Here is an 18,164-nt window from a genome sequence, read left to right on the forward strand (position 1 = left end):
TCCTTGCCTTCCACATCGCGCCAGACCTGCTAGCGGCCATACATCAACTGCGGCAGCCAGTAGATGATGGCTGGCACGTTGTAGACCACGATCATCGTCAGGAACACCATCGCCACATAGGGCAGTGAGCCGGAGAAAATCTCCGTCAGCTTCACATGCGGCGGCGCAATACCTTTGAGGTAGTAAGCCGACATCGCCATCGGCGGCGTAAGGAACGATGTCTGGAGGTTCAGCGCGATCAGGATACCGAAGAACAGCGGATCGATGTCGAACAGCGGCAGCAGCGGCAGGAATATCGGCACGAAGATGATGATGATCTCCGACCATTCGAGCGGCCAGCCGAGCAGGAAGATGATGAGCTGCGCGAGCAGCAGGAACTGCAACGGGGTCAGCGACAGGCCTTCGACGAACTCGCGGACAACCTGCTCGCCGCCAAGATAGGAGAACACCGAGGCGAAGACCCACGATCCGACGAACAGCCAGCACACCATCGCTGTCGTGCGTACGGTCAGATAGACGGATTCCTGCAGCCGCGCCCAGGTTAGTGCCCGATAGGCGGCTGCAAGCAGCAGCCCGCCCAGAGCGCCGATGGCGGCCGCTTCCGAAGGGGTTGCAAGCCCGAAGAGGATCGCTCCCAGCACCGACAGGATCAGGATAGCCAGCGGGAAGAACGATGTCAGCATCATCCACAGGATGTGAGTAACCGGCACCTTTTCGTCGCTCTGAGGCGGGCGCGGCGCAAGGTTTGGCTGCAGCGTGGCCCGGATGATGATGTAGACGAGATAGGACCCGGCCAGCAGAAAGCCCGGCAGGAGCGCCCCGGCATAAAGCCGGACGATCGATACGCCGGACGACGCCGCATAGACGATCAGCATGATCGAAGGCGGAATGAGAATGCCGAGCGTGCCGCCGGCGCAGATGACGCCCGACGCGAAACGGGAATCGTAGCGCGCCTTGAGCATCGCGGGGAAGGCAAGCAGGCCCATCAGCGTGACGACCGCGCCGACGATGCCGGTCGCGGTTGCGAACAGCGCGCAGGTGATGAGCGCCGCAACCGCCATCGAGCCGGGCAAGCGGCGTGTGGCGACGCTCAGTGTCTCGAACAGCCTGTCGACGATGTTGGCGCGTTCGACGATGTACCCCATGAACAGGAAGAGCGGGATCGCCGTCAGCACGTCGTTCGCCATGACCGAATAGGTCTGGTTGACGAACAGATCGAACACGCGGTTGTCGAAGATGTGCCGCATGCGATCGGCATCGAAATAGGCGTAGTAGCCGAAGCCGATGCCCATCGCCATCAGCGTGAAGGCAATGGGGAAGCCGAGCATGATGATGAAGATGAACAGACCCAGCATCAGGATCGCGATTTGCGGATCGGTCATCGACGCGGCTCCCTCGGCTCGACCACGTCTATTGCTTCGCTGCCATGCGCGATGGCCGAAAGTCCTTCCTTCTGCAGCACGGCTTCCAGTTCCTCCACGTCGTCATCGGGCTTCAGCCACTCGCCGGTGCGGATCGCCAGGATGCAGCGGAACACCTGGGCGATGCCCTGGATGACCAGCAGCACGCCGGCGGCGACGATGACGCTCTTGAATTGATAGATCGGTATGTTTGCCGGGCTCATCACGCTGACCTCGAGGTAACGCCATGAGCGGCCGGCATAACGCCAGCCGGCGAATACGAGCGCCAGCACGCCGGGAAAGAAGAAGATGAAGTAGAGCACCAGTTCGACGGTGGCCTGCGTGCGGATCGACCAGAGGCGATAGACGAAGTCGCCGCGGACATGCGCGTCGCGCGACAGCGCGTAGGCGCCCGCCATCATGAACATGGTGCCATACATCATGTAGGTGAGATCAAAGGCCCAGGCCGTGGGCCTGTTGAAGAGATAGCGCGCGAAGACCTCGTAGCCGACGCCGAGGGTCATCACCATCACGCACCAGGCGAAAGCCTTACCGAACCATGCAGAAAGCTTGTCCGCCAGTCGAATATAGCGTTCCATACTGTCCTTCACCGCACCTAGGACGCTGAGAACGGGGCAGCCAAACCGCCCCGTTCATTCATGCGTGACGCTTCCGGACGATCAGATCTTGCCCGGGAAGTAGTGCTGGTAGGCGAGCCTGTAGTCGGGTGCATTCTGGAGGGTGTAGAATACCACCCGCTCGCACCACGCCTTCTGGCTCTCCACAACCTTGGCGAAGAATTCATCTTCCATCAGCGGCGGCAGGATCTGGTCCCAGGCAGCGAGCTGCGCCTTGAGGACGTCGTCCGGCGTGCGCATGACGTTAACGCCGGACTCGTTCTGCAGCTTTGCGAGATCGCTGGAGTACTGGTCCATCGCCAGCGCGGTGTTCGACAAATGCACCGATTCAACGGCGTATTTCAGAATCGCCTGCAGGTCGTCGTCGAGGCTCTCGAACTTGTCCTTGTTGAAGATGAACTCGAACGATTCCGACGCCTGATGGTAGGAGGCGAGCATGTAGTTCTTGGCCACGTCCTGCGCGCCGAAACGCATGTCGGAGGTCGGGTTGTTGAACTCGAACGCGTCGATGACGCCGCGCTCCATCGCTGGCACGATTTCGCCGCCCGGCAACTGCGCGACGGCGCAGCCCATCGCCTGGAACAGGTCGGCGGCGAGGCCGACCGTGCGGTATTTGAGGCCGGCGAGCTGGTCGGCGCTCTCGATGGGGTTCTTGAACCAGCCGAGCGGCTGGGCCGGCATGCCGAATGCAAAGAAGCCGACGACATTGAGACCGAGAATGTCTTGGGTCAGCTCGCGATAGAGCTCGTTTCCGCCGCCATGATACATCCAGGCAATCATCTGCGTGGCATCGGCGCCGAAGACCGGACCGGTGCCGAAGAGCGAGGCAGCCTTGTTCTTGCCGTACCAGTAGACCGGAACGTCGTGCGCGGCGTCGAGGACGCCGTCATGGCAGGCGTCCTGCACCTGGAACGCGCCGACGACCGCGCCGGCAGGCAGCAAGTCGATCTTCAGCCGGCCGCCGGACATCATCTCGACGCGCTCGACATATTGTTGCGCCATCTCCTGGAACACGTCGGAAGACGGCCAGGACGATTGCATGCGCAACAGTACCGGCGCCTGCGCCAGCACAGCAGGCGCGGCCAGTGTGGTTGCTGCAGCGGCAGCACCCGCACCCAGGGTCGAATTGCGCAGAAACCTGCGGCGAGAAATCGCAGCTTCACTCATTCTATCTATCTCCTCCCAAATAAGCTGAAACTTATATTTTTTGTGAATTCAGCCTGCATATATTATGACATCTTGTTGCTGTTGCAACCGTTTTCGACTCGTGTGATTTCAGAGGTAGCGCTGCCCCAGTCGAGGGCGCTTTCGTGATCCTGGCGCATGCATTGCCAAATGCGCTATCAGCAAGGCTCAACGTCGCCCAAAAGAAGAAGCCCTGCCGATGGCATAGATTCCGGAGTTCGCGATCATCGCGCAGTTCGCGCTCGCCACGCTCATCATTGCGATCACGCCCGGTCCCGACATGACGCTGTTCGTGGGCCGGACGCTTTCGCAGGGCCGCGCGGCGGGCCTTGCCTGCATGGCGGGCGCGATGAGCGGCATTCTCGTTCACACGCTGCTTGTTTCACTGGGGCTCTCGGCGCTGATCGTGGCTTCGCCGCAGGCCTTCCTCGCGCTCAAGATATTCGGGGCAGGCTACCTGATCTGGCTGGCGGTGCAGGCGATCCGCAAGGGTGCGGCGTTCTCGCCGGAAAAGGCCGCGGGGCCGCGGCGGTCGCTGGCGGGCAACTGGGCGATGGGCATCGCCATCAACCTGCTCAATCCGAAGATCCTGCTGTTCTTCATGACCTTCCTGCCGCAATTCGTCTCGGCAACCGATCCTTATGCGCCGCAGAAGCTTCTCTTCCTGGGTCTGCTCTTCATCCCGATCTCCTTGCCGGTCACCGTGCCGATGGTGCTTGCGGCAGACAGCTTTGCCTCCGTGCTCAAGCGCATGCCGCGCGTCATGCGCGTCGTCGACTATCTTTTCGCGGGGATATTCTCGGCCTTCGCGCTGCGGATACTGACCGCCTCGGCCCGATAGCAGCGGCGCGGTTCAGCGACCGTGCAGCCAGACGCCCGAAGAGCGTCCCGCCACGGCCCAGTAGGCGATTCCGGCCACCAGGCCGCAAGCAACCATGATCAGGAGCGGCCACGTGTCGGCGCTCGAAACGGGAACGCTATGCTCCCAGGCCAGCAGAGCGGCGGCGGCTGCCACGCCGGCACCCGCAAGCGCGTGAAACAGCCAGTCGCGGCGGCCAAGAAGCTCGGCGACCAGGATTGCTGCCAGAGCCGGCGCAAAGGCATGGTAGGCGAACAGGGCGGCCAGCACGGACACCATCAGGTAAAAGGGCCCGTCCAGCACGGGCAGCGGGCTGTCCGGTTCTCCGCTTCCGGCAAGTAAAACCGCGCCGAACGCGCTTGCGACAAATGCGGCAAAGGCAAAGCCAACGATGATGACTGCGAAGCGCCAGAGATAGCCCAGTACGCGGCTCACGCTTCGCCGTGTCCGGCGATCATCATCGCTTCGAGCGCAAGGCGCTCGGATTTGCGCATGCGCTCCGATTCCGACTTGAGCTGGCCGCAGGCGGCCAGGATGTCGCGCCCGCGCGGGGTGCGGATCGGCGATGCATAGCCGGCCTGGTTGATGTAGTCGGCAAATTTCTCGATCGTTTCCCATTCGGAGCACTGGTAGTTGGTGCCCGGCCACGGGTTGAAGGGGATCAGGTTGATCTTGGCGGGGATGCCGCGCAGCAACCGCACCAGTTCCTTCGCGTCGTCCAGCGAATCGTTGACGTCCCGCAGCATCACATATTCGAAGGTGATGCGGCGCGCGTTGGAGAGGCCCGGATAGTTGCGGCAGGCGTCCATCAGCGCTTCGAGCGGATACTTCTTGTTGATCGGCACCAGCATGTCGCGCAGGTCATCGCGCACGGCATGCAGCGAAATTGCAAGCATCACGCCGATCTCTTCGCCGGTGCGCGCGATCTCGGGAACCACGCCGGAGGTCGACAGCGTGATGCGCCGCTTCGAAAGCGAGAGGCCATCGCCGTCTGATGCAATCAGCAACGCCTTTTTGACATTCTCGAAATTGTAGAGCGGTTCGCCCATGCCCATCATGACGATGTTGGAGACCTTGCGGCCCTCGGCCGGGACGATCGCGCCGTCGGGCGTATCACGCTCCGGAAAATCGCCCAGACGGTCCCGTGCGGTCAGCAACTGCGCGAGGATTTCCTCGGCGGTGAGATTGCGCACGAGCTTCTGGGTGCCGGTGTGGCAGAACGAGCAGGTGAGCGTACAACCGACCTGGCTCGAGATGCACAGCGTGCCGCGCCCTTCCTCGGGAATGTATACCGTTTCAACCTCGACAGGGCGCCCGGCGCCGCGCGGCGGAAAGCGGAAGAGCCATTTGCGGGTGCCGTCGTTCGAAATCTGCTCTTCGACGACTTCTGGCCGGGCTACCGTGAAATGGCGGTCGAGTTCGGCCCGCAGGTCCTTCGAGATGTTGAACATCTGCGAGAAATCGGAAACGCCGCGCACGTAGAGCCAGTGCCAGAGCTGCTGCACACGCATGCGACGCTGACGCTCCGGGATGCCGGCGACGGCCAGGGCCTCGGCCATCTCCTCGCGGCTGAGGCCGACGAGCGAGGGCTTTTCGGGCGTGCGCGCGTTGGCGCCGAGAGCGGCGCGGGTCTGCGCAGAGGTGAGGTCGAGCGTCAGTGTCATGATCGGAAAGAGATAGTGGCGGCCGTGGCCGCGCGCCAGTGTTGGGCGCGACATAGCAGAAGAAGCCCGCCACGTCACGGGGGCAGGCGCTTCATGCCGTTCGCCAAGGCGGCCAGGGCTGCAAACGAAAAGGCCGGGCGCATGGCCCGGCCTTTCGAATCCCGTTCTGCCCGCTACTGGCAGTTCTGGATCGAGTTGAGTGCTGCGGTAATGCCGCGCAGCGAGAACGTATAGCTGGTCGCGTTGCCGCGCCCGGACGTGGCCTGAATCCGCATGTCGGCGCCGGCACGCATCGAAGCGATGAGCTGCGGTTCCTCTGCGGCGTTTTCCATCCAGGCCGACTTGCCACGCGTGAACATCGAATAGTTCTTGTCGCCGATTGTCACCTGCACCTTCGAATTCGACTGGAAGTCGTAGGAGGCGATGAACTGGGGCTCGTAGGACACGTTCTGCCCCGGCTTCTGGCTGACGAAGAAATAGATGTCGCCGTGATCGAGGCTGGCGGGCTGCTTTTCGGTGGGCACCGTCAGCACGTAACAGACCTTGCCGTTGTTGGCCTGGTAGGAATAGGTGCCCCAGGCATTGTGCTGGCCGATCTTGGTTGCCGATTGGGCTAGCGCCGGCGTTGCCGCCGCCAGCATGGCGAGGCAGGAGATTGTCAATATTGTTCCGCGCATCGTCGTAGCGTTATCCCTGTGCGTGGTCGTGTACGGGTGTTCGAACTGGTTCCAAATCAGGTTCCAATCGCTTCATGTTAATTTAATCAGGGTTACCAAAGCGTGAACCGCACCGATCCGCAGCGCCCCGCAACTTTGCCACCCGACTGCCACACGAACCCATTGCAGGCCCGTGACCTGGCTGCCTCATCCCTTGCACTGTTTTGAAAAGGGGAAAAGCGGCGAGAGTTTGACTTGATCCGACTGGAAAGATCAGTCCAGTTCCCGCTCCAGCGCCTCGCGGGCCGCCGCGCGATGCGTGGGCTTGATGTGCCCCTGGATGGCCGTGACGGCTGCGGTCAGCACTGCAAGATCGTCGGTAAAGCCGAAGCCGATCAGGAAGTCCGGGATCATGTCGACCGGCATCACGAAGTAGGCAAGCGCGGCCAGCAGGATGCCGCGCACTCTCGTCGGCGTATTGCGGTCGGTGGCCGCATAGTAGCTCGCCACCACGTCTTCCATGAACGGGATATGCCGCGCAGCGCGCCGTGCCGTGCGCCAGAAATTCTCGCGCACGCGCCGTTCCCGCTGCCGGTCTTCATCGGCGGAAACCGGCTTGAGGATCTCTCCGACCTTGGTCTGGCTGATGACGCTCTTGCTCATAGCCTTGAGATGGGCGGTCTTATCTGGCGTTGCAAGAGCCGCCCCGCTCGGTCAGGCCGCCATCTCCACTTCGCGGGCGCGTCCGATGGTCCTGATCCACTCTGCGAATTCCGGGCGGGCCTGCACCTGATGGCCGTAATGGCGGCGCAGGGCCGCGACCAGCCGGCCTTCGCGCCCCAGCATGTCGTCAGCCATGCCGACCATGACCGAATTCGGCCACGCCTGAGACCTGATCTCGCGCAGGCGGGCGAAGAGGACATCCTCGTCGGTGTCCGGCTCGGTCTGCGCCATCAGCGTGAGCATCGCAGCGGTGGAGCGCGATATGCCCATATGGCAGTGCACCAGCAGATGGCCGTTCGGGCCTTCGCCGCGCCAGCCGCGTAGCCCCGTCCCGAAATCGAGGATCGCTTCCACATGTTCGCGGGCCGGCATCACCATGCCGGCGGCCGAGTCGATGATATCGTGAAAGTGCAGCGTCGTGCGATGATGGTCGCCATAGGCGGCGAAGGCATCGATCTCGGCGCGGCCAGGATCGAGCACCGAGAGCACATGCGAGACCGAGCGCGAACCCTGGGCGGGCAGTTCGTCGATGCCGCAGATCGTCAGAATGGAGATGGAAGCAGGGATCATGGCTCGGCACCTGTCGCTGGAGGAATCGCGGAGAGGTCCCTACACCAGAATTGCCGATTCGGGCAGGTCTGCCCGGGTTCAACTTCCCGCGACGCGGTCCATTCGGCGCGCCAGATCGAAATCAAGCCCGGTCAGCCCGCCTGCGTCATGCGTGGTCAGGCGCACGTCGACCTTGTTGTAGACGTTGAACCATTCCGGGTGATGGTCGAGCTTCTCGGCGGCCAGCGCCGCCCGTGTCATGAACCCGAACGCCTCGCTGAAGGTCTTGAACGCAAAGCGCTTCTCGATCGCGGCGCCGTCCTCAGTCCGGGTCCACCCATCGAGCCCGGCAAGGGCCTCCGCGATCAATGTTTCGTCCAGTTTTTCGCGCGCCATGACCGCTACCGCATGAATTGCGATGCGTCGAAGGCTTCTTCGCCTGAACCCGGACGGGTGGTGTCCCGACCCAGCAGCGGCCATGCCTCCTCGACGATGTAAGGGCCGCCGCCAACCGAGTCGCGTGACGACATCAGCACGAAGCGACCGACCTTGAATGGCATGGCGGCAAAGTTCCCGCGCGAGGACAGGTATCCTGCGACCTCGATCGGGCTTGGGTTGCGCAACCGCGCAAGCGTCACATGCGGTACGAACTTGCGTGGATCCGCCGGCAGGCCGAGGCGCTGGCAGATGCGTTCGATCTCGCCTTGGAGGGCGGCAAGATCGGGCGACGCGACGACGCCCGCGTAAAGGGAATGCGGTTTCTTGGAGCCGAAGGCCCCAACACCGGAAAGTGTCAGGCTGAAGCCCGGACGGCGCACCCTGTCCAGCGCATTGACGACCTCGTCGGCCACGTGGCCTTCGACATCTCCGATGAAGCGCAGCGTCAGGTGGTAGCTTTCGACGTCGATCCAGCGTGCGCCCGGAAGGCCGCCACGCAGGAGCGACAAGGAAAGGGCGGCGTCGCGCGGTATCTCGAGGGCGGTGAAAAGTCGCGGCATTGCTACCTCCTCGAATCGACTGCTCAAGGGCAGCGAATCATCGATCGGGCCGACGGGCAAGCGCTTTTGTGAGCACATGCCATTCCGTTGGGGAATTGTTGCTGCGGATCAACTTCCCTGCCCGGCGCCGGCGAGCGTGGTTTCCATCAGCGGCATAAACTCCTCGACCATGCGGTCGACGCCTTCCGCGTTCGGGTGCATCCCGTCTCCCAGCAGCAGGGAGCTCTGGGCCGCTACGCCTTCCAGAAAAAAGGGATAGAGCGGCAGATCGTAGGTTTTGGCCAGGCGCGGGTAGATCGCTTCGAATGCCTCGCCATAGTCGCGACCTAGGTTAGGTGCCGCCAGCATGCCCACAAGCAGCACGTCGATGTCGCGTTCCTGCAGCCTCTCGATCATCGCGACGAGGTTCTTTTCGGTCAGTTCCGGCGAGATGCCGCGCAGCATGTCGTTGGCACCGAGTTCCAGAATCACGAGGTCGGTTTTGTCGGGCACCGACCAGTCGAGCCGCGAAAGGCCGCCAGCCGTGGTGTCGCCGGAAACGCCGGCGTTGGCTATCACGACATCGTGACCGTTGGCCTTCAGCGCCGCTTCAAGCTTTTCCGGGAAGGATTGGCCCGCTTCAAGCTGGTATCCAGCCATCAAACTGTCACCGAAACCCACGATTCGCATGGGATCGGCGGCACTTGTCGTCACTACCAGCAGCAACAGTGTGCCCGTTGTGAGCAAAAGGTCCCGGAACCGTTTGAAAGCCATGTTATCCAACCCATATCTGACCGACGCCGTCGCCGACGATCACACATATAGGAAAGCTGCCCGTGACAGAAACCGTCATCCAGATGAAGGACGTATCGCTGACCCTGGGTGAAGGGGCTTCCTCGGTACATGTGCTGAAGGGCGTCAGCCTCGAGGTGCTGCGTGGAGAGGCGACCGGGATCGTCGGCCCGTCCGGTTCGGGCAAGTCGACGCTGCTGATGGTGCTGGCGGGTCTGGAGAAGGTCGATGCCGGCGAAGTCTGGATCGCGGGCGAACGCATTGACGGGCGCAGCGAAGATGCGGTTGCGGCTTTCCGGGGACGCAATGTCGGCATCGTGTTCCAGTCGTTCCATCTGATCCCGAACATGACGGCGCTGGAAAATGTCGCTGTGCCGCTGGAACTCGCCGGCCATGCCGATCCGTTCGCAGTTGCACGGGAGGAGCTTGCCGCCGTCGGGCTCGCAGAACGGATAACGCATTACCCGGGCGAATTGTCGGGTGGCGAGCAGCAGCGTGTGGCCATCGCCCGTGCGCTTGCACCCGACCCGAAAATACTGATCGCCGACGAGCCAACCGGAAATCTCGACCAGGCGACCGGACGACAGGTCGCGGATCTCCTGTTTTCCAAGGCGCAGGAGCGCGGCATGACGCTGGTGCTTGTTACTCACGATCCAAGCCTCGCCGCACGCTGTGCACGGCAGATCGCGATGCGCTCGGGCCGCATCGAGACATCGTCGGCGCTTGCCGCCGTGCCGGCCTGAGGCACGGCGCATGGGGGCTTTGGACACGCTTCGCCTTGCCGTTCGCTTTTCACTTCGCGAGATGCGGGGCGGGCTTTCGGGATTCCTGATCTTCATAACCTGCATCGCCTTGGGCGTGGCTGCGATCGGCGGGATCAACTCGGTCGCGCGCGCCATTACCGTCGGCGTCGAATCGCAGGGGCGAGAACTGCTCGGTGGCGACATACGCTTCCAGCTCATCCACCGCGAGGTCGATGAGCGGGAGCGCGCCTTCCTCGATGAGCTGGGCACGGTGGCGCAAAGCGCCAATATGCGTTCTATGGCCCGGCTGGCGGACGGTTCCGACCAGACGCTGGTCGAGGTCAAGGCGGTGGACGGGCTCTATCCGCTTTACGGCGCGTTCGTGGCTGAGCCAGCCATGCCGCTCGACGAAATACTGGCGGAAACCGACGGCATCCATGGTGCGGCGGCGGCGGATATCCTGTTCGACAGGTTGGGCCTTTCCATCGGCGACCGGGTGAGTTTGGGCAATGCCGAATTTGAGCTGCGCGCGCAGGTGGTCAGCGAGCCGGACGCGATTTCCGACGGATTCGGCCTCGCACCGCGCCTTCTGGTCTCGCTCGACGGGCTACGTGCGTCCGGGCTGATACAGCCGGGAAGCCTCGTGGAACATGCCTATAAGGTGAAGCTGCCGGAGCCGACGAGTGAAGGCGCGCTGCGCCAGATCGCCGAGCGCGCGACCGAAGCGTTTCCCGAGGCCGGCTGGAGCATACGCTCGCGCACCAATGCCGCGCCGGCGCTGTCGTCCAATGTGGAGCGGTTCTCTCAGTTCCTGACGCTGGTCGGGCTGACGGCGCTGGTTGTCGGCGGTGTGGGCGTCGCCAACGCGGTGCGCGCCTATCTCGACAGCAAGCGCGGGGTGATCGCGACGTTCAAGAGCCTCGGTGCTTCGGGGCGTTTCGTTTTCACCGTTTATCTGGTCCAGATCCTGGCTATCGCGGGTATCGGCATTGCGGTCGGTCTGGTGCTGGGCGCATTGATGCCGCTGGCGGCCAGCGCGATGCTGTCGTCCGTGCTGCCGGTGCCGGCCGCGGGTGGTCTTTATCCAGGCGCACTGGCCCTTGCAGCGCTGTTCGGGGTGCTGGTGACGTTGGCCTTCGCCCTGCTGCCGCTGGGACGCGCGCGCGACGTGCCGGCCACGGCGCTATTCCGCGAAATGGGGTTCGATCCCCGCGGCCTGCCGCGTCTGGTCTATGTCGTTGCAACACTCGCGGTCGCGGTGGTGCTGGCGGCGCTCGCCGTGTGGACGTCGACCGACCGGCGCATCGCGATCATCTTCGTCGGCGCCGCGATTGTCGCGTTCCTGGTGCTGCGCCTCGTCGCATCGCTGGTGCAATGGCTTGCCCGCCACAGCCCGCGTGTGCGCTCCACCGCGCTCCGGCTCGCCATCGGCAACATCCATCGCCCCGGGGCGCTGACGCCATCCGTCGTGCTGTCGCTGGGGCTGGGGCTTACGCTACTCGTCTCGCTCGCGCTGATCGACGGCAATCTGCGGCGTCAGATCGCGGGCAACCTGCCCGAACAGGCGCCGAATTTCTTCTTCGTCGACATCCAGAGCGGAGACGTGGATGCGTTCGCCGATCTCGTCCAGGCAGAATCGCCGGAAGGAAAGCTCATTCGCGTGCCGATGCTGCGTGGCCGGGTGATGGCGCTCAACGACGTCGATGTGCGTGAGCTTCAGGTGCCGCCGGAAGGCGCCTGGGTGCTGCGCGGCGACCGTGGCATCACCTATGCGCGCAATGTGCCGGAGAACTCCACGTTGACGGCCGGCGAGTGGTGGCCCGACGGATATGAGGGCGAGCCGCTGGTTTCCTTCGCGGCGCAGGAAGCGGGCGAACTCGGGCTGAAACTGGGGGATACGGTCACCGTCAACGTGCTGGGGCGCAACATCACCGCGCGGATCGCCAACCTGCGCGAGGTGCAGTGGGAATCGCTCGGCATCAACTTCGTGATGGTGTTTTCGCCCAATACGTTTGCAGGCGCGCCGCATTCCTGGCTCGCCACCCTGGCGGACGAGCAGGCGACATCCGCCGACGAGGCGCGGTTGCTGAATGCCGTCACGCGTGCCTTTCCGGGCGTGACAAGCGTGCGCGTCAAGGATGCGCTCGAGATCGTCAACACGATCGTCGCGCAACTTGCGGTGGCGATCCGGGCGGCGGCGGCGATTGCTCTTGTCGCTTCCGTGCTGGTGCTTTCCGGTGCGCTGGCAGCCGGAAATCGTGCCCGGGTCCACGATGCCGTGGTGTTGAAGACGCTGGGCGCGACACGGCGCACGCTAATCCAGGCTTTTTCGCTGGAATACACGATCATCGGCCTCGCGACTGCCCTGTTCGCGCTTCTGGCGGGTGGTGCGGCCGCGTGGTTCGTCGTTTCCCGCATCATGACGCTGCCTTCCGCCTTCCTGCCGGAGGTCGCTGTCTCGACAGTTGTGATCGCGCTGGTGCTAACCGTCGGATTCGGCTTGATCGGCACGTGGCGGGTGCTGGGCCACAAGGCAGCACCTGTGCTGCGCAATCTGTGAGGCGGGCGATTGCGTTAACCTTCGGCGCGGTTCGATGTCGCAGATGAACGCTTTGTGAGCCTCACGAAGCGTTTCCGCGTGCAATTGCTCTTGTCCGAACGATGGGGAATGAGCATATTTCATGTCAGGCATGCTGGAGTTCCGCCAGCGGCGCCTGGGCGTATGCCCGACACCCGACGGAACATGAGCAGAAAAGAGGAAATTATGGCTGACCTTCGCAACTATCAGGCTCGCGTGGCGACCGCCGGTTCGCGCGCTGACGCCTCGATCGACGAGGGGCTGCGCGCCTACATGATCAGGGTTTACAACCTGATGGCGCTGGGCCTCGCGATCACCGGCATTGCCGCACTCGGTACCGTCATGCTGGCAACCACGAACGACCCGTCCGCTGCCGTCGCGCAGCTCGGCAACGGCAAGATGCTGACCGGTCTCGGCACCGCGCTCTACGGCTCGCCGCTGCGCTGGGTGGTTATGCTCGCCCCGCTGGCGATGGTGTTCTTCCTGTCGTTCCGCGTGGAAAAGATGAGCCTTTCGGCTGCACAGACCACGTTCTGGGCCTTCGCCGCCGTGATGGGCATCTCGCTGTCGTCGATCTTCCTGGTCTACACCAGCGCGTCGATCGTGCAGACGTTCTTCATCACCGCCACGGCGTTCCTGGCGCTGTCGCTGTTCGGTTACACCACCAAGCGCGACCTGTCGGGCATGGGCTCGTTCCTGATCATGGGCGTCTGGGGTCTGATCCTGGCGTCGATCGTGAACATCTTCCTTGGATCGTCCGCGCTTCAGTTCGCCATCTCGGCGATCGGCGTGCTGGTGTTTGCGGGCCTCACCGCCTACGACACCCAGCAGATCAAGGAGATGTACTACGAGGGCGATGGTGCTCTGGTCGCTGGTCGCAAGGCGATCATGGGCGCCCTGCGGCTCTATCTCGACTTCATCAACATGTTCATGTTCCTGCTGCAGTTCCTGGGCAACCGCGAATAGCAGTCGGCAGAACCAAAAAAGAAAGGGCGGCTCTCGAGCCGCCCTTTTTTCTTGCCGGTGTTTCCCGCGCTCAGTGCGACAGCAGCGTCGGGCGAAGCGGGTTCTTCAACACGTGAGCGGTAGCGCTGCCGAGGAAGAAGTCGCGGATGCGAGAGTGCCCGAACGCGCCCATGACGAGCAGATCTGCGTCCGCCGCCATTTTGTCGAGGGTCTTGCCGACCGTCTCATTGCCACGATCGACATGCTCCAGCGTCACCTTCACGTCATTGCGCGCAAGATGGGCGGCCAGCTCAGGCCCGGTTGCATTGTCGGGCATGGCCTTGTCCTTGTTGACCGTGACGAGGCGCACATCCTTTGCGCGCCGCAGCAGCGGCATGGCGTCGCCGATCGCGCGCACCGATGCCCGGCTGGCATCCCACGCCACCACGACGCTGTCGAGGCTGAACGTGTCCTGCTTGCCCTCCGGCATCAGCAGCACCGGCCTGCCTGACTCGAAGACCAGCGCCTGCACCAGATCGATGCAGGCCTGACTGTCCGAGATGGCGGGCACCACCGTCAGATCGCGCATGCGTGCGTAGTCCATCGCGGGATGGGAGCTTCCTTCCGAAACTTTGACGATGATGCCCTGGCGGGCGATGCCCGCGCGTTCCGCCTCTGCCTCGAAGGCGTCGAGCTGCGCCTGGGCAACCGTATGAACTTCGCTCTGCCGGGTCTTCAGCTGCGTTTCCAGCTCGGTGCTAAACGGATGGAAACCCACCGGCATGGGCACCGCGGTCTCCACGACCAGACCTGTCAGGTGGGCCTCCAGCAGCCTGGCCATGTCCACGGCCCGTCGCAGCTCGTTGGGAGACGCGGTCTTGGGGTAGGAGGGCAGGGGCAGCAGAATGTCTTTGATCATGTCGTCCTCGATTGGGCTTTCGAACGTTCGGCCGCCATTATCAGAGGCCGAAGGCCTGCTGTCACCCTCGCCTGTGGCCAGATGCGAAAATTAGGGTCAGCATCGACACTGCGACGTCGCCTATTCGCTCATTTCACGCAAGGCATGCCACCTTACGATCTCGACGCAACGCAGGCTTGCAAGCCTGATGACGCCCTTTTCCTTCAGCTTGGTGAAGACGCGCGACACGGTTTCTATGGTGAGGCCCAGATAGTCGGCGATATCCATGCGCGACATCGGCAGGTCGAACCGAGTGTCGCCGCCCTGGCGCTCGGCCATATCGACGAGAAAAGCCGCGACGCGCTCCGGCGCGTGCTGCCGGCCAAGCACCAGAAGATGCTCCTGGGCCCGCACCAGACTCTTCAATGCCAGCGGCAGGAGCGCTCGTGATACGTCGCCGGCCGAGGCCAGCCGCATGATGCGGATACCCGTTGTGCCGATCGCCTCGGCGAAGAAGTGGTGGGAGCCGTCGGTCTCGAACCCGAACACCTCGCCAGCCATATGAAATGCGGCGATCTGGCGCCTGCCGTCGGCCAGCAGGCGATAGACCCGTACCGCCCCGAATTCCACCTGGTAGAGGCAGTCGGCCTTTTCGCCCTGCGCATAGATTTCGGCTCCGGGGTCAAAACAGGTGACCGGCTGCAGCGCGTTGCCGGAGGCATCGGCGACAGCGAAGGGAAAGGCATCGAAGCCTGTGGGCAGCGGATGGATGGTCATGGCGGTTTCCCCATCTGTATCGTGAGACAGAGATCGCGCGGATCGCGCCGTGGCGAAATTCGGTTATGTCCCTACGGGAAACTACGTAGCGCTGGCCTTTGGCTCGTTGCCGACCAGAGCTACCACCGTGTCGACGAGCCTTCGGCCGAGCAGGGGCTTGGTCAGGATCGCGATTTGCGATGTGGTCTCTGGTACGTTGCGCAGGCGATCGACCAGGAGCACGATCGGTCGCGGGACCGGGTCCAGCCGATCCGCAATGCCGCTGCGGCCGGACACGGCATTCTCATCCACCACGCTGCACACCATCTGCCCGGCTGTTGCCGCCTGCAACGCTGCAGCGAGCAGGGCGTGCGAATCGACGCGGAATCCCTCCGCCTCCAGTGCAAACTCCACCGATCTGCGCAGCTCCGGATCTGGAACAACGACGAGCACTTTATGCTGCGGATGCAACGCGACCTTCTCCACGGCAATCGGGATGGCTGATCCATCCAGCGTCACCCTGATTAGGCCGCGTCGCGCGGCAGCGCTTTGCGCGAGGTCAAATTGTCGCGGCTCAAACCGGGCCGAAGCCGGCGGCCAACGCCATGCGCACCAGTTCCGGCAGGCTTCTCGCCTCCATCTTGGACATCACGTTGGCGCGATGGACCTCGACAGTGCGCGGGCTAATGTCGAGATCGTAGGCGATCGTCTTGTTGGGCAGTCCCGCGACGACACCGGAAAGCACTTCGCGTTCACGCTCGCTCAGTCGTTCCAGGCGGGTCCGGATGGCGGCTACGTCTTCTCCGCCCGGCTCGCTGGAAAGCTTCGCGGCAGCACGTTTGATGGCCTCGATCAGCACCTCGTCCTCGAAGGGCTTTTCGATGAAATCGAGCGCGCCGGCTTTCATGGCTGCAACGGCCATCGGTACGTCGCCATGCCCGGTGATGACGATCGAGGGGATATGTGCGGACATGGTGCCAAGCTGGCGCAGCAGTTCTACGCCGCTCATATCGGGCATGCGCAGGTCGGTAACCAGGCAGCCACTGCGGATCGACGGCGCGGCCTCGACGAAAGCGGTCGCCGATTCGTGGACCCGTACGGTGAAGCCGGCCATGGTCAGCAGGAAGGCCAGCGATTTTCGAACAGGCTCTTCGTCATCCACGATGTGGACAGTGTAGTCTCCGATGTCCATTCAGCTCTGCTCCTCATATGCGGGCAGGGTAAAACGGAAGGTGGCGCCCCCGTTCTCGTTGCGGACCACGTCGATCTCGCCGCCATGCGCCTCGATGATGCGCTTGGACAGCGAGAGGCCTATGCCCATGCCGCCTGCCTTGGTGGTGACGAAGGGGCGGAAAAGCTGGGGGGCGATTTCCTCCGAAACACCCGGCCCGGTGTCCGCGACTTCAACCACGATTTCGCCCGGCGTGCCCGGCGCGATGCGGACGTTGAGGTTGCGGCGCTCGCTGTCGCGCATTGCGTCCATGGCGTTGCGCATCAGGTTGATCAGCACCTGCTGGATCTGGACCCTGTCGGCCATCACCATCTCGGCGCCCGGCTCGAAATCGAAAACCGAACGAACGCCGCGTTCGCGCGAGCCGACCAGGGCCAGCGCGCCGGCTTCCTCGACCAGTTTGCGGATGTCTTCGGGAGCCTTCTCGGTCTCGCCGCGCATGACGAACTCGCGCAGGTGGCGGATGATGCGCCCGGCGCGCAGCGATTGCCGTGAAATCTCCTCAAGCGCCTCGCGCATGCGTACCGATACCGCTTCGTCCATGTCGCGAAGCAATCTGGTGCAGCCCTGGGCGTAATTGGCGATCGCCGAAAGCGGCTGGTTGAGCTCGTGGGCGAGGGTGGAGGCCATCTCCCCGAGTTCGTTGAGGCGCGCCAGCCGCGCCAGTTCGCCCTGGATTTCCTCCAGGCGGGCCGCAGATTCCTGCCGCTCGGTGAGGTCACGGATAAAGCCGGTGAAATAGGTGGTTCCGCCGGACGAAACCTCGCCGACCGCGAGCTTCATCGGAAAGGTGGAACCGTCCTTGCGGCGACCCACCACGACGCGGTCTATGCCGATGATGCGCTTCTCCCCGGTCTCCTGATAGCGCTGGATGTAGCCGTCATGGCCACTGCGGTAAGGCTCCGGCATGAGGATGTTGACGTTGCGGCCGATGACTTCCTGCTCGGTGTAGCCGAACTGGCGCACCGCTGCGGCGTTGAAAGACGATATGCCTCCCTTGGCGTCGATAACTACCGTGGCGTCGGGCACCGTGTCGAGTATCGAGCGCAAATGCGCCTCGCGATCCACCAGCGTGACCCGCGTCTCCTCGATCTGGCGTGCAGTCCGATGAAACGCACCGCCGATCCAGACGATCATGGCGCCGGCAAGCGCGAACAGTCCGAGTTCCAGGATACTCGCCAGCGTTGCGCTTGCAGGGCCGCGCGCATAGACGGACGCGGCAAGCGACAGTGCCAGCGAAAGCAGGCCCGCGCCCGAACCACCGGCGACAGCCGCGATCAGGATCGCGGGCGCAAACAGCACGAATACCGCGTGGTCGTTCAATATGCCGCGCAGCAGAAGCTGCGCAGCCAGCGCGATCGCGACCACGACAATGGCCAGGCCATAGCCCGTCCACCCGCCGAATCGGTTGGCAAGCACAGCTTCGAAAAAGCGGCTTGAAGGTCTCGCGTTGGAATGGTCGAGCATGGGCGGGCATCGATGGCTGAAGCGGGCGTTGCGGCCACGCTTGCGCGACCGTCACGCGAACCTTAGCGATGAGCCCAGTTAGCGCAAGCGCGGCGGCATGCCG

At 63.4% G+C, this 18,164-nt stretch carries 20 protein-coding genes; 4 read left to right on the forward strand and 16 right to left on the reverse strand.

Annotated features, from left to right (window positions below):
- Positions 1–29: 29 nt before the first annotated feature.
- From V1479_RS15335 to V1479_RS15345, 3 genes are all read right to left on the reverse strand, one after another.
- The gene (locus V1479_RS15335; protein WP_173189222.1) at positions 30–1,382 is read right to left on the reverse strand and encodes a TRAP transporter large permease; all 1,353 of its coding nucleotides are present in this window, start codon (positions 1,380–1,382) and stop codon (positions 30–32) included.
- On the reverse strand, positions 1,379–1,999 hold the full coding sequence (locus tag V1479_RS15340) for a TRAP transporter small permease subunit (protein WP_173189224.1): 621 nt from the start codon (positions 1,997–1,999) through the stop codon (positions 1,379–1,381). Before V1479_RS15340 ends, V1479_RS15335 begins: the two co-directional genes overlap by 4 nt.
- Before the next feature lie 81 nt (positions 2,000–2,080).
- On the reverse strand, positions 2,081–3,205 hold the full coding sequence (locus V1479_RS15345) for a TRAP transporter substrate-binding protein (protein WP_173189226.1): 1,125 nt from the start codon (positions 3,203–3,205) through the stop codon (positions 2,081–2,083).
- 226 nt (positions 3,206–3,431) lie between these two features.
- Between V1479_RS15345 and V1479_RS15350 the strand changes: the two genes are divergently transcribed.
- Positions 3,432–4,064: a LysE family translocator gene (locus V1479_RS15350; protein WP_368803941.1), complete on the forward strand. Its 633-nt coding sequence runs from the start codon at positions 3,432–3,434 to the stop codon at positions 4,062–4,064.
- Between the two features lie 12 nt (positions 4,065–4,076).
- Here the strand turns inward: V1479_RS15350 and V1479_RS15355 are convergent, their stop codons facing one another.
- From V1479_RS15355 to V1479_RS15390, 8 genes are all read right to left on the reverse strand, one after another.
- Positions 4,077–4,517, reverse strand: a complete 441-nt coding sequence (locus tag V1479_RS15355) for a hypothetical protein (RefSeq protein ID WP_368803687.1) — start codon at positions 4,515–4,517, stop codon at positions 4,077–4,079.
- A complete protein-coding gene (rlmN, locus tag V1479_RS15360; RefSeq protein ID WP_368803942.1) occupies positions 4,514–5,746 on the reverse strand; it encodes a dual-specificity RNA methyltransferase RlmN in 1,233 nt (410 codons plus the stop codon). Before rlmN ends, V1479_RS15355 begins: the two co-directional genes overlap by 4 nt.
- 173 nt (positions 5,747–5,919) lie before the next feature.
- Positions 5,920–6,423, reverse strand: coding sequence for an invasion associated locus B family protein (locus V1479_RS15365; protein ID WP_368803688.1), 504 nt, complete (start codon positions 6,421–6,423; stop codon positions 5,920–5,922).
- A 252-nt stretch (positions 6,424–6,675) separates the two neighbouring features.
- Positions 6,676–7,050: a YkvA family protein gene (locus V1479_RS15370; RefSeq protein ID WP_368803943.1), complete on the reverse strand. Its 375-nt coding sequence runs from the start codon at positions 7,048–7,050 to the stop codon at positions 6,676–6,678.
- A 66-nt stretch (positions 7,051–7,116) separates the two neighbouring features.
- Entirely contained in the window at positions 7,117–7,695 is a 579-nt protein-coding gene (locus V1479_RS15375) for a tyrosine phosphatase family protein (protein ID WP_368803689.1), read from the reverse strand.
- 78 nt (positions 7,696–7,773) lie between these two features.
- Complete coding sequence (locus V1479_RS15380; RefSeq protein WP_368803690.1) at positions 7,774–8,070, reverse strand: 4a-hydroxytetrahydrobiopterin dehydratase; 297 nt, start codon at positions 8,068–8,070, stop codon at positions 7,774–7,776.
- Between the two features lie 5 nt (positions 8,071–8,075).
- Positions 8,076–8,672: an RNA 2',3'-cyclic phosphodiesterase gene (gene thpR, locus V1479_RS15385; RefSeq protein WP_368803691.1), complete on the reverse strand. Its 597-nt coding sequence runs from the start codon at positions 8,670–8,672 to the stop codon at positions 8,076–8,078.
- Positions 8,673–8,780: 108 nt separating this feature from the next.
- On the reverse strand, positions 8,781–9,425 hold the full coding sequence (locus V1479_RS15390; protein WP_368803692.1) for an arylesterase: 645 nt from the start codon (positions 9,423–9,425) through the stop codon (positions 8,781–8,783).
- A gap of 62 nt (positions 9,426–9,487) precedes the next feature.
- On the opposite strand from V1479_RS15390, the gene V1479_RS15395 reads away from it, so the two are divergent.
- The 3 genes from V1479_RS15395 (at position 9,488) to V1479_RS15405 (ending at position 13,730) form a co-directional block, all read left to right on the forward strand.
- Positions 9,488–10,186 carry an ABC transporter ATP-binding protein gene (locus tag V1479_RS15395; RefSeq protein WP_368803693.1) on the forward strand — a complete coding sequence of 233 codons (699 nt, stop codon included), beginning with the start codon at positions 9,488–9,490 and terminating at the stop codon, positions 10,184–10,186.
- Between the two features lie 10 nt (positions 10,187–10,196).
- A complete protein-coding gene (locus V1479_RS15400; protein WP_368803694.1) occupies positions 10,197–12,746 on the forward strand; it encodes an ABC transporter permease in 2,550 nt (849 codons plus the stop codon).
- 204 nt (positions 12,747–12,950) lie between these two features.
- Positions 12,951–13,730 carry a Bax inhibitor-1/YccA family protein gene (locus V1479_RS15405; protein WP_173189244.1) on the forward strand — a complete coding sequence of 260 codons (780 nt, stop codon included), beginning with the start codon at positions 12,951–12,953 and terminating at the stop codon, positions 13,728–13,730.
- A 70-nt stretch (positions 13,731–13,800) separates the two neighbouring features.
- Here the strand turns inward: V1479_RS15405 and V1479_RS15410 are convergent, their stop codons facing one another.
- The 5 genes from V1479_RS15410 to V1479_RS15430 all read right to left on the reverse strand — a co-directional run bounded on the left by V1479_RS15410 (position 13,801) and on the right by V1479_RS15430 (position 18,061).
- Positions 13,801–14,628 carry a universal stress protein gene (locus V1479_RS15410; protein ID WP_368803695.1) on the reverse strand — a complete coding sequence of 276 codons (828 nt, stop codon included), beginning with the start codon at positions 14,626–14,628 and terminating at the stop codon, positions 13,801–13,803.
- Between the two features lie 120 nt (positions 14,629–14,748).
- Positions 14,749–15,384, reverse strand: a complete 636-nt coding sequence (locus V1479_RS15415; protein WP_173189248.1) for a helix-turn-helix domain-containing protein — start codon at positions 15,382–15,384, stop codon at positions 14,749–14,751.
- Between the two features lie 81 nt (positions 15,385–15,465).
- Positions 15,466–15,882 carry a hypothetical protein gene (locus V1479_RS15420; protein WP_368803696.1) on the reverse strand — a complete coding sequence of 139 codons (417 nt, stop codon included), beginning with the start codon at positions 15,880–15,882 and terminating at the stop codon, positions 15,466–15,468.
- Positions 15,883–15,937: 55 nt separating this feature from the next.
- A complete protein-coding gene (fixJ, locus tag V1479_RS15425; protein ID WP_368803944.1) occupies positions 15,938–16,549 on the reverse strand; it encodes a response regulator FixJ in 612 nt (203 codons plus the stop codon).
- Between the two features lie 6 nt (positions 16,550–16,555).
- Positions 16,556–18,061: a two-component system sensor histidine kinase NtrB gene (locus tag V1479_RS15430; RefSeq protein ID WP_368803697.1), complete on the reverse strand. Its 1,506-nt coding sequence runs from the start codon at positions 18,059–18,061 to the stop codon at positions 16,556–16,558.
- Between the last annotated feature and the right edge of the window lie 103 nt (positions 18,062–18,164).

Source organism: Neoaquamicrobium sediminum, from assembly GCF_040970315.1.
In the GTDB taxonomy this organism is placed as follows: domain Bacteria; phylum Pseudomonadota; class Alphaproteobacteria; order Rhizobiales; family Rhizobiaceae; genus Aerobium; species Aerobium sediminum.